This window comes from Aquimarina sp. AD10, assembly GCF_003443715.1.
Lineage (GTDB): Bacteria > Bacteroidota > Bacteroidia > Flavobacteriales > Flavobacteriaceae > Aquimarina > Aquimarina aggregata.
Genome location: NZ_CP031965.1, coordinates 2,135,228 through 2,148,001 on the forward strand (window position 1 = coordinate 2,135,228; position 12,774 = coordinate 2,148,001).

The window sequence follows — 12,774 nt, forward strand, 5'->3', positions numbered from 1 at the left end:
TTTACACAAACCATATGAAAAAAATTCTATCATCAATCATGGTGATATGTTGTGGCTTTACTTTTTATGCTCAGGAATATTTTCCTAAAAACGATGGAGTAAAATCTACCGATGTAAACTACACTGTTTTCAAAAACGCAACAATTCACACATCTCCAGATTCAGAAATAAAGAACGCCTCATTAGTAATACAAAAAGGTAAAATTGTTCAAGTAGGAGCAACAATATCTATGCCAAAGAATAGTATTGTTATTGATCTTAAAGGAAAACATATTTACCCTTCTTTTATTGATCCATATACCAATTTTGGTATAACAAAGCCAAAAGCACAAGGCGGAAGCATTTTTAGTCCAGGAGCTCAACCAAAATGGGAAGCCACCAGAGAAGGGTATTACTGGAACGATCATATACGTCCAGAAACTAATGCACTTACCGATTTTAAGTATGACACTAAAAAAGCTACAGAATATGTTAACGCAGGTTTCGGAGTAGTAAATACTCATATGCCAGATGGTATAATTCGAGGCACAGGATTACTTATTGCTTTAAATAATAACGGTAGTGAAGGTGAAAGATTACTTAGTGATCGCTCTGCCCAATTTTTTTCATTTAATAAGAGTAATAAAAGCAAACAAGTATATCCCACCTCATTAATGGGGGCTATGGCTTTATTAAGACAAGTATATCATGATGCTGGCTGGTATATTTCTGGTAATAGCGCTACAAAAGATTTATCGTTAGAAGCTTTCGATAGAAACAAAAACTTACCCCAAATTTTTGATGCCGGCAACAGAATAAATGGCTTTAGAGCTGATAAGGTCGGGGATCAATTTAATATACAATATACCATTGTTGGTGGTGGAGATGAGTATGCACGAGTTAATAGCGTAAAAGCTACAAATGCAACTTATATTATTCCTCTTGACTTTCCTGAAGCATACGACGTATCAAATCCATATATGTCAAATCTAGTAAGCTTAGGCGATATGCGTCACTGGAATCAAGCACCAACAAATCCATCTGTTCTATCAAAAAACGGGATTTCTTTTTCTTTGACAACTCATAAACTTAAAAAACTTACTGATTTTAAAAGTCGCATTATCAAAGCTATTCATCATGGTCTTGATAAAAAAACGGCACTTGCTGCATTAACAACAATACCAGCTAAAATTTTAGGAAAAAGTAATCTTCTAGGTAGTTTAAAAAAAGGAGCATATGCTAATTTCTTAATTACCAAAGGTGAACTCTTCTCAAAAGATAATATCATTTTTGAAAATTGGGTACAAGGTCATAAAAATGTAGTTAATGATATGACTATAAAAGATATTAATGGCTCTTACGATCTTACTGTAGCAGGAAAGACCTATGAGTTATCAATATCAGGAAAACCAGATAAACCGAAAGCTAACATCAAATTTGGCGATATCAAACTGGGGTCTAAAATTAATTATAAAAATGATTGGGTATCACTAACATTTACTGGAACTGATACAACTAAAACTGAATACACAAGAGTAGTCACTTCAATTGGTCAAAACCAAAATTTATGGAGAGGAAAAGCTATTCTTCCAAATGGTGCAGAAACAACTTTTACAGCAAAAAAGAAACCTAACGAGACTTCTGATAAAGAGAAAGAAAAAACTTCTGAACAAAAAGAACAACCCGAAGTGCTCCCTGTAGCTTACCCTAACATTGCTTATGGCAATTTACAACTCCCAAAATCCGAAACTCTGTTACTAAAAAATGCGACCGTATGGACTAACGAATCCGATGGAGTTCTAAAAGAGACAGATGTATTACTAAAAAACGGAAAAATTGCTGCTGTTGGAAAAAATCTTACTGATAGTACTGCTAGAACAATTGATGCTACAGGAAAACATGTTACAGCAGGTGTAATTGATGAACACTCGCATATTGCAGCAGATGCAATTAATGAAGCAGGACATAACTCTTCTGCAGAAGTCACTATAGAAGATGTTGTTTCTCCTAGTGATATTAATATTTATAGAAATCTTGCCGGGGGTGTAACCTCGATACAGATACTTCATGGTTCGGCTAATCCAATAGGTGGTCGATCTGCTATTCTAAAACTGAAATGGGGAGAGAATGCCAAAAACCTTATCTATAAAAACCCTCCTAAATTTATAAAATTTGCTCTTGGAGAAAATGTAAAGCAAAGCAACTGGGGTAGTACAACTCGTTTTCCTCAAACAAGAATGGGAGTAGAACAATTGTACGTAGATTACTTTAATCGAGCCAAAGCATACGAAAAACGTAAAAAAAGCGGTAAACCCTATCGAAAAGATATCGAAATGGAAACACTTGTCGAAATTCTTAATCAGGAACGCTTTATTAGTTGTCATTCATATGTGCAAAGTGAAATCAATATGCTCCTAAAAGTAGCAGAAAGATTTAATTTTAAAGTAAACACTTTTACACACATTTTAGAAGGATATAAAGTAGCCGATAAAATGGCTGCTCACGGAGTTGGTGGCTCTACCTTTTCAGATTGGTGGGCATATAAGTATGAGGTTAATGACGCTATCCCATACAACGCAACAATTATGCATAATCAAGGTGTAGTGACTGCTATAAATAGTGATGATAGTGAAATGTCTCGTCGATTAAACCAAGAAGCTGCCAAATCTGTAAAATATGGAGGAGTCTCGGAAGAAGATGCTTTAAAATTTGTTACACTAAACCCAGCAAAATTATTGCATATTGATGATAGAGTTGGCAGTATCAAAGTTGGAAAAGATGCCGATGTGGTAGTCTGGACCGATCATCCTTTATCTATTTATGCGAAAGCAGATAAAACCATAATAGAAGGTGCTATATATTTTGATCTTGATAAAGACAAAGCAATGCGAAAATCAATTGCAGCAGAGAAAAACAAACTTTCTGCTATGCTATTAAAAGCCAAAAATAGCGGCTTAAAAACACAACCTCCTAAGAAAAAAGAAAAGCAACATTTTGAGTGCGAAACTATAGAAACCATTCATTAAGAAACAAAACATGAAAAAAATATCATACATAATATTGTTGCTTACCTTTTCTATCGGAAATAGTAGTATAGCACAACAAACTCCAGCAAAAAAACAAAGTGAAACTATCTCTATTAGCGGGGCTATTGCGCACATTGGCACTGGAGAAATTATAGAAAATAGTATTCTTATTTTTAAAAATGGAAAAATAACTGCTATAGGAGTTCAAGGAAGCATCCCTGCTGAAGGAAAAACAATAGATGCATCAGGAAAACATATTTATCCTGGTTTTATAGCCCCTAATACTACATTAGGGTTAGTAGAAATAGGTGCTGTTCGTGCTACCGATGATGATAGTGAATTAGGAAATTATAATCCACATATTCGAAGTATTATAGCATATAATGCAGAAAGTAAAATTGTAGAAAGTATGCGTCCTAATGGTGTTCTGATGGCTCAAATAACGCCTCGTGGTGGCATTATTTCTGGAACCTCATCTATTGTACAATTAGATGCTTGGAATTGGGAGGATGCTGCACTAAAAACCGATGATGGCATTCATATGAATTGGCCAAATACAGTTACAAGAGGCCGTTGGTGGCTAGGAGAAGACCCAGGCTTTAAACCCAACAAAAAGTATGATGAACAAGTAACTCAAATCGAAGATTTTATCAATCAAGCTAAAGCGACTATTCAATCCTCGTCTCCTACAAAAAACCTACCTCATTTTGCAATGAAAGGTATTTTTGATGGTTCAAAAACATTATTTGTTCATGTAGCACATGAAAAAGCAATTTTAGATGTTATGTCTTTCGCTAAAAAACATGCTCTAAAGAAAATAGTTCTAGTTGGAGCAGATCAAGCATATAAAATTGCGAACCAAATAAAACAAAATAATATCGGGGTGCTATTAACAAGAACTCATTCTGAACCTAATTTTGAAGATGATGATTACGACCTGCCCTATAAAAATGCAAAGCTATTAATGGATGCAGGCGTATTAGTCGCATTACAAAATAGCGGTCAAATGGAACGTGCTAATGCTCGTAATCTTCCTTTTCAAGCTGGTACTGTTGCTGCACATGGTCTTGATAAAGAAAAAGCATTACAACTTATTACTGGTAACAGTGCTAAAATATTAGGAATTGATAGTATTGCAGGAACACTTGAAGTAGGTAAAGATGCAACCTTATTTATTAGTTTGGGTGATGCCCTTGATATGAGAACGAATCAAATAGAAAAAGTCTTTATACAAGGACGTGATATTAGTTTAGAAAGTCATCAAACCAAACTTTGGAAACGATATAGTTCCAAGTATGGTTCAAAATAATTGCAAAAACTCTTTCTAATTAAGAATGTTGAGAGTTTTATACTATGACTTAATCTTGGCTTTTTTGTACTAAGCCCCATTTTCAAAAAATAAAATGGTCATGATAAATTTAATCTAATAAAAAGAAGTCAGGCTTATACATCAAGCCTGACTATTTTATGGTAATTATTTTGTTTATTCTCAAAGTCAAGGAGTTTTAAAACTCCTTAAGTAAAAAATTAATAGCATTGTTGATTACCACATCTACTATGCAAAGCTGTTTGAGTACATGTAGGTGTGCATGTATGATGTTGTCCTCCTTTAATCGTTCTTTGATGTAACTTTGAAATAGTTTGCTTGTCAAGATTCAATTTTAAGCTCCTAGATTTTTTCATAATTAATTGTATTAATGCCTACATTTTATACAGGTTTTCGGCGATACCTTATTACTAGTTGAATAAGATCAAGTTATACAATATTCAACTCGATGAAAAACCATATCGCCCTAATTTGTACAATTTAGGGCAGCTTAAACTTATATTTTACTACACAACTATCAACTCTATAAAAACCTACATATCAAAACATTAAACAATTACTGTTGTTGTTTTAAATTTATTAGATTTAGTTCTTATTTGTTTAGTTTTATCTAAAAACAATAGTTCTTATTTATGAGGGTTTTTAGTATTTAGAAATCAAAATAAACAAATACATAAAATTTAAGTAATCATGTTGTTGTTTATAATACTGGTTACTTCTCTTAAGTTTTATCTTTTTCTAAAAGAATCTCTTTGATCTTGTTTAAAGAGACTTCACCTGTGCCTCTAACAAGAATATTTCGGTTCTTATCTAATAGTATAAATGTAGGAAAAGCCTCAATTTTCAACTCTTTAAGGATTTTAGGGTAGGTTTTTGTTCCATCTTTTAAATCCCTTTGTAAAAACACATGATTCCAATCCATTTGATACTCTTTAACATGCTCAAAAACTTTATTTCTTTTGTCATCATAGGCAAAACTTAAAATTGAAAGTTGTGATGCATGTTCATTATTTATTTTTAGTACACTAGGGTTAAGCTTTAAGCATGGTGCGCACCAAGTACCCCAAAAATCTATTAGTAAGTAGTCCTTATCTACTAATAGTTGTGAAAAACTTAAAGATCTAAACCTTATATCATTAAATTTAAAATCTTTTATTTTCTCCCCTGAAGAAACCCCATGTGATCTTTCTTTAATCTTCAAATCTTTCAAAAAAAGTTCAGAAAAATCATTACTAATACTATCAATACGATAGTACGAATTTTCTATTTCAATTGTATCCTTAAGTTCTGTGTCAACAAAATCATAATCTTCGCGCTGAGGAAAATCTTCATTTAGCTTACTATACGTAATTGAAGTTTTAAGAAAACTACTTGGTTGAATAGAGGTCTTGTATTTTTCATTATTCAAAATAAATTCACCATACCACCAATGATTATAGGTATCCATCTTCAGCACCTGTTCTACATAAGATGCATCATTAGGGTTTACAGCGGTACTATCATTAGGTACTACTCTATAAATAAGACTATCTTTGATCACATTCCCTTCTTTATATTCTAGATATTGTATCGTATCATATGGTATATTCTTACGATAATTATCTTTTCTTGTCCATTTACCGTATGGCCGATCGAAATAATACTTTTTATCATCAGTTAGATCCTTATTAAAATTAAGGTCATAAGAAATCACAAATTTCCCCTGATCATATCCTGAATAAGCATATATTTTATTGGGTACTATGGAATCCGGTTCGAGGCTACTTCTAAATATTAAATATTGAAGTTTTACAGTATCTAACTCAGGGACCGCTTTAAGTTCTTTAGGAATAGAATCTAAAGTTCTAAAAGTGTAATTTGTTTTTCCGCCTAAAGCTATTTTTTTTTGCATTACTACAGAAAAATCACCCGTTTCAATGCTTTTTTCTACTCCTTTATTTTTATTACACGATAAAAACAACAAAATAAGGCCAGATAATAGTAGTTTATTCATCTAAATTAAAATTAATAGTTATGATAATTACTATATGTCCTAACAAGAAAAAATGTTACCTCAATAACCAACAAATCACTAGTGATTCTAGTATTTTCGAGTTTTATATTAATCTCAATTGCTTTTAAACGCTTTTATATCGTCCAAAGCGCTTATAAGCATATTTACATGATTAAGTGTACAACTTTCTCCCATAATACCAATTCGCCATATTTTGCCCGCAAAATCACCTAAACCACCTCCTACTTCAATATTATATTCATTTAGTAATATAGAACGCAGCAATGCCTCATCATTTCCCTCAGGAAGAAATACAGAATTTAAATTAGGCAATCGATACTGCTCTTCTACTAAATATTCAAACCCTAAATTTTCGAGTTTTGTTTTTAATACTTGATGTACTTTTTGGTGTCTTTCCCAACGTTCTTCAATACCTTCTTCTAAAACAATTCGCAAAGATTCTCGTAAAGCATAAACAGATGACACTGGTGCTGTATGATGATAAGCTCGTTTTGCTCCTCCCCAATAATTTTTTACTAGACTTAAATCCAGAAACCAACTTTGTACTTTAGTCTTTCTATTTTCTAAAACTTTAACTGCCCTATCCGAAAAGCTAACTGGTGATAACCCTGGTGGAGCGCTTAAATTTTTCTGAGTTCCTGTATAAATTGCATCTATATCCCAATCATCAACCTTAAGTTCTACACCACAATACGAAGTCACTGCATCTACCATTAATAAAGCACCTGCATTATGCACTAAATTACTAATTTCTTTTAACGGCTGTAATGCTCCTGTAGATGTTTCTGCATGTACCAAAGCAACTAGTTTAGGCTTAGGGCAAATATCTAAAGCTTTCTTAATATCATTTGTAGAAATAATCGTACCCCAAGGAACTACAACTTTATGAACTTTAGCACCACAACGCTCTGCTATATCAGCCATTCTGCCACCAAAAACTCCGTTTATACCGATAATCACCTCATCACCAGGTTCAAGAAGATTTACTAGACAAGTTTCCATACCAGCACTACCAGGTGCGGATACTACAAATGTTAAATGATTCTTTGTTATAAATGTTTCTTGCACCATCGATTTAACCTCATCCATAATGGTTACAAATTCTGGGTCCAAATGACCAATCAAAGGAGTAGACATTGCTTTTAACACTCTAGGGTGTGCATCAGAAGGACCGGGTCCCATTAGAATTCTGTTACTAGTATTAAGTTCTTTATACATTATTAAAATAGGTATTTACTGTCAACTATATCGTTTTCGTAATTAGATTTAAATAAAGGATATAAAGTTAGGTAATTCTAAAATTTGTAGTTTACAGCTCAATACAAGTTTTAGTTAAAATTCTCTTCAAGAATAATAATTATCAATTATTAGACTCAAAAGACATCTAAGAAATATTAAATCCGAAAAAAAAGCAGTGTTTTTTTATGAAAAAAAAGTTTCGGTATTTTTGACCATAAAAAAACCTGTCTAAAATATTAGACAAGTTTTTTTTATATTTTCCATGCATTTACTGGGTAACAGGTTTTTGAAAAACTTTTATAGAGAGTTTTTCTTTACTTGCACTTGCATTCACAAAATTTCTTTCACTTTTAACCTCTCCAACTACTCCTTCATTATAGTCTCTCCATTTTAATGTTTTAGGTAATACAATACCATTTACATCATTCCAATCTGAATATTCTATTAAGCTAATTTTTTGACTAGTTTCTTTACTAAAAAAAGTAACAGTATATCCTAAATACTTCATTTTCTTAGTTTCTTTATCAAAATAAATAAAGTAATTATCTTTAGGAGAATCACCAACACCAGCTCCATAAGATATTTTATAACCAGGATATGCAGTGTCTTCTACTTTAAGGTCTTCAACTTTTTCATAAGAAATGCCATCATCTCCCAAAACAAAGGGCATTGCATAAAAATAAAACATCAAATTGTGATAAAACCTTGGATTACCTTTAAAAGAAGTAGAATCTTCTTGTTCTAACCACGCTTCTTTGCCATCAAAACCTAAGGCAAATTTATCTGTTTCTATTCTAGCATATCTCGTTTTAAGATCTGTAGTATGCTTCTCATTTCCTTCTTTTTTTTCTAACTCAAAAACAAGTGTATTCATGTTATCAAATGCTTGAATACCTCCATGAGCTTTAAAAACTGCTGCTATGTCTTTAGGAAAATTGTTAGATCTGTCTGGTGTTACTGTTTCTTTTGGTGCTTCAGGAACTACAGCTTCTTTTTCTGATTTTACTTCCTGCTTACAGGATACTAAAATCGATATCGCAAAAAATAATGTAATTAGTTTTTTCATGAGAAAAGATATGGTATAAGTTAATTTAACCCATGTAGTCGTGTTACTCAGCTTACCTTACAATAAAAATCAAGTTTTTTGTTTTTTCTTTTTTGCAGCTGGAAAAAGAACATTATTCAAAATTAGGCGATACCCGGGTGAATTAGGATGTAACTCTAATTCTGTTTTGGGATCCCCTACTCTATGCGTATAATCTTCTGGATCATGTCCCCCATAAAAAGTAAAGAAACCTTTTCCTTTTATTCCATGAATATAGCGTGCTTCGCCATTTGTTTTATTTTCTCCTAAAACCAATACATTAGATTTAATCTCATTAGGATTATATGCTGTTGTTTGCCCCATGAAACCTTTTACTAAAGCTGTATGATTCTGACATAACATAGTAGGAACGGGGTCCCACTTTGCAGAAAAATCCATAAGTGTAAAATAATCCGTAGTTTTAGAAATACGACGACTGCGAGTCATATCAATAGATGAAAATTCATATATATTAGGACTGCGTTCTAATTTAAAATTCTTGAAAGCAAAAGTTCTGTTATAATCTATTTTTGATTGATATCCAGGTTCACTTGGATCTCCATCAAACATAGGTTCACATATATCAACTCCTTCTGCAGCCAAAGCTATCTCAAAACTATCTGTAGCACTACACATTGCAAACATAAAACCACCTCCTACAACATAATCTCTTATTTTTAAAGCTACTGCAAGTTTTTCTTCAGAAACTTTTTGATATCCCAATGATGTTGCTAATTTTTCTGCCGCTGCCTTTTCTCTTATATACCAAGGTGTTGCACGATATGTAGCATAAAACTTACCGTATTGACCGGTAAAATCCTCGTGATGTAAATGTAACCAATCATACAAAATAAGGTTATCCTCTAATACCTCTTTATCGTATATAGTTTCATAAGGGATCTCTGCAAATGTTAACACCATTGTTACCGCATCATCCCATGGTTGATTTCCTTTTGGAGAGTATACAGCAATTTTAGGTGCTTTTTCAAGAACTACCGCTTCCATATTTTGAGAAGGACTACTAATTTCTTCAAGTACTCCTTGCGCTTCGGCATCACTTAGTACTTCATAAGTTACTCCTCTAATTGTACATTCCTTTCTTATGCTTTCTGTATCTGGTAACAAAAATGAACCTCCTCGATAATTCAAAAGCCATTTTACTTTTAAGTCTTTACTTAATGTCCAATAGGTGATACCATAGGCTTTTAAGTGATTTTGCTGCTCATCAACATCCATTGGAATCAAGACATAAGACCCATATGATGGTAGTGCTGAAAATAAAATAACAACAACCATAAAGAGTCTCATATAACAGGATTTCACAAAATACATTGATTTTTTTTTAAATTAATTAAGTCTAATACTCAGACTATGAGTAAATACAACCTTGAAATATAGTTAAATTAACGCATATAGTCTAGAAAGGTACCTCATCATCATTTGTATCATTTATACTACTCCCAAAAGCTTCATCTGCACTAGGAAGATTACTAGTACTAAAAGGATCATTTTCTTCATCTTCATTCATTTTAGAATGAAACTCAAACGGAGTACCAAAGTCATCTAAGTTATCAAATTTACCTAAGTGACCAATAAACTTTAACCTTATATTTTCGAGACCACCATTACGGTGTTTGGCAACAATGAATTCTCCTTGCCCTTGAGTTGGTGATCTTTCTTCATCATCCCACTCATCTATTTTATAATATTCTGGTCTAAATATAAAAGCTACAATATCGGCATCTTGCTCAATCGCACCTGATTCACGAAGGTCACTCAATAAAGGTCTTTTACTTCCCCCACGTGTTTCAACCGCACGTGATAACTGAGATAAAGCAATTACTGGAATATTTAATTCTTTTGCTAAAGCCTTTAAGTTACGAGAAATTGTAGAAATCTCTTGTTCACGATTTCCATTTTTACCGCTTCCTCCAGCTGTCATTAATTGAAGGTAATCGATAACAATCATCCTAATACCGTGCTGAGATGCCAAACGACGCGCCTTAGCTCTAAGGTCAAAAATTGACAATGAAGGTGTATCATCAATAAACAATGGAGCCTTCTCTAGATCTTTAACTTTGACATTAAGCTGTTCCCATTCATGTTTTTCAAGTTTACCGGTACGTAATTTTTCTGAAGAAAGACCAGTCTCAGAAGATATTAAACGTGTAATCAATTGGACTGATGACATCTCCAGAGAGAAAAAGGCAACAGGTATATTACTACCAACAGCCATATTTCTGGCCATAGATAGGGTTAATGCGGTTTTACCCATACCTGGTCGAGCAGCTACAATAATCAAATCACTCGGTTGCCATCCTGAAGTAAGTTTGTCAAGCTTATCAAAACCAGAAGGGACACCACTCATTCCCTCTTGATTAGATATTTCTTGAATCTTCTTTTTTGCTTGAATAACTAAACTTTGTGCTGTCTCTGTAGATCTTTTTATATTTCCTTGTGTAACTTCATATAATCTTGATTCTGCCATATCTAACAGATCAAAAACATCTGTAGTTTCATCATATGATTCTTCAATAATTTCATTTGAAATTTTGATCAAACTACGTTGTATGTATTTCTGCAGAATAATACGAGCATGAAACTCAATATGTGCTGAAGAAGCTACTTTTTGGGTTAATTGTATCAAATAATAATCCCCACCGGCTAATTCTAATTTCGAATCTTTCTTAAGTTGACTAGAAACCGTTAATAAGTCGATTGGCTCAGAGTTTTCGAAGAGTTTATAAATCGCTTCAAAAATATATTGATGTGACTCTCGATAAAAAACATCTGGATTAAGAATGTCAATAATTTCATCGACTCCTTTCTTATCTATCATCATTGCTCCAAGCACAACTTCCTCTAAATCAACTGCTTGCGGAGGTATTTTTCCTTTTTCCAGCGAAATTACGTTCCCCCGACCGTAACTTGTTTGCTGCGCTTGCTGTACTTTTTCCATGACTACGAATGTAAAAAAATTGTAAAGAGATGTACCTACTTACAAAGATACGAATGTCCACCGGTCTTTAACAAATGAACTGTTGATAACTAAATTTTATTGTTAATAAGCATAAAAAAATCTGAAGTTCCAAACTTCAGATTTAGGTAGTAAGTGATTTTTTAGGGGTTAGTCTTTAAAGACTCCCATATTCGCATATTTATCCATACGTTTTTCAATCAATTCTTCTGGTGATAAGTTTTTTAATTCATCATACGATGCAGAAATTATATCTCTTACCGTCTTAAAAGTAGTTTCTCGATCACTATGAGCACCTCCAAGAGGTTCTCTTACTATTCCGTCAACCACTTTAAGCTTAACACCATCTTTGGCTGTAAGTTTTAATGCTTCTGCCGCTATTTCTTTTTGTTCCCAACTTCTCCATAAAATAGAGGAGCAATTTTCTGGTGATATTACAGAGTACCAAGCATTTTCTAACATTAGTACTTTATCTCCAACACCAATTCCTAACGCTCCACCACTTGCACCTTCACCAATAATAACAACAATTATAGGTACTTTAAGACGTGTCATCTCAAGGATATTTCTAGCAATTGCTTCTCCTTGACCTCTTTCTTCGGCTTCCAAACCTGGATAAGCACCTGGTGTATCGACGAATGTTACTACAGGAATATTAAATTTTTCTGCACTTTTCATTAAACGAAGTGCTTTTCGGTATCCTTCAGGATTTGCCATACCAAAATTTCGATATTGCCTTGTCTTGGTATTATATCCTTTCTGTTGGCCAATAAACATAAAGCTTTGGTCTCCAATTTTACCAAGTCCTCCGATCATCGCCTTATCATCTTTTACATTACGATCTCCATGAAGTTCTAAAAAAGATTCTCCACAGATTGCATCGATATAATCTAATGTGTAGGGCCTAGAAGGATGCCTAGATAGCTGTACACGTTGCCAAGCTGTAAGATTTTTGTATATCTCTTTCTTGGTTTCTTTCAGTTTCTTTTCGATCTGCTTACACGTGTCTGTAACATCTACTTCACTTTCTTCACCTATAGCGCAGGCCTTTTGAAACTGTTCTTCAAGCTCTTTAATGGGGAGTTCAAATTCTAAATATTCCATACTCGAGAGTATATTTATGTTAAC

At 33.2% G+C, this 12,774-nt stretch carries 9 protein-coding genes; 2 read left to right on the plus strand and 7 right to left on the minus strand.

What is annotated here, in order from left to right; genetic code table 11:
• Positions 1 to 14 precede the first annotated feature (14 nt).
• Positions 15 to 3,005 carry an amidohydrolase family protein gene (locus D1816_RS08975; RefSeq protein WP_118502346.1) on the plus strand — a complete coding sequence of 997 codons (2,991 nt, stop codon included), beginning with the start codon at positions 15 to 17 and terminating at the stop codon, positions 3,003 to 3,005.
• A gap of 10 nt (positions 3,006 to 3,015) precedes the next feature.
• Positions 3,016 to 4,314 carry an amidohydrolase family protein gene (locus D1816_RS08980; protein WP_118502348.1) on the plus strand — a complete coding sequence of 433 codons (1,299 nt, stop codon included), beginning with the start codon at positions 3,016 to 3,018 and terminating at the stop codon, positions 4,312 to 4,314.
• A 218-nt stretch (positions 4,315 to 4,532) separates the two neighbouring features.
• Here the strand turns inward: D1816_RS08980 and D1816_RS25620 are convergent, their stop codons facing one another.
• The 7 genes from D1816_RS25620 to D1816_RS09010 form a co-directional block, all read right to left on the minus strand.
• Positions 4,533 to 4,688 carry a hypothetical protein gene (locus D1816_RS25620; protein WP_157766218.1) on the minus strand — a complete coding sequence of 52 codons (156 nt, stop codon included), beginning with the start codon at positions 4,686 to 4,688 and terminating at the stop codon, positions 4,533 to 4,535.
• 365 nt (positions 4,689 to 5,053) lie between these two features.
• Positions 5,054 to 6,325, minus strand: coding sequence for a TlpA disulfide reductase family protein (locus D1816_RS08985; protein ID WP_118502350.1), 1,272 nt, complete (start codon positions 6,323 to 6,325; stop codon positions 5,054 to 5,056).
• 114 nt (positions 6,326 to 6,439) lie between these two features.
• On the minus strand, positions 6,440 to 7,564 hold the full coding sequence (locus D1816_RS08990; protein ID WP_118502352.1) for an alanine--glyoxylate aminotransferase family protein: 1,125 nt from the start codon (positions 7,562 to 7,564) through the stop codon (positions 6,440 to 6,442).
• Between the two features lie 289 nt (positions 7,565 to 7,853).
• Positions 7,854 to 8,651, minus strand: coding sequence for a DUF6503 family protein (locus tag D1816_RS08995; RefSeq protein WP_118502354.1), 798 nt, complete (start codon positions 8,649 to 8,651; stop codon positions 7,854 to 7,856).
• Between the two features lie 69 nt (positions 8,652 to 8,720).
• Complete coding sequence (locus tag D1816_RS09000; RefSeq protein ID WP_233565285.1) at positions 8,721 to 9,977, minus strand: asparagine synthetase B; 1,257 nt, start codon at positions 9,975 to 9,977, stop codon at positions 8,721 to 8,723.
• A gap of 109 nt (positions 9,978 to 10,086) precedes the next feature.
• On the minus strand, positions 10,087 to 11,628 hold the full coding sequence (gene dnaB, locus D1816_RS09005) for a replicative DNA helicase (protein ID WP_118502356.1): 1,542 nt from the start codon (positions 11,626 to 11,628) through the stop codon (positions 10,087 to 10,089).
• Between the two features lie 168 nt (positions 11,629 to 11,796).
• Positions 11,797 to 12,750 (minus strand): acetyl-CoA carboxylase carboxyltransferase subunit alpha, encoded by a 954-nt coding sequence (locus D1816_RS09010; protein WP_066319535.1) that lies wholly within the window; start codon positions 12,748 to 12,750, stop codon positions 11,797 to 11,799.
• Between the last annotated feature and the right edge of the window lie 24 nt (positions 12,751 to 12,774).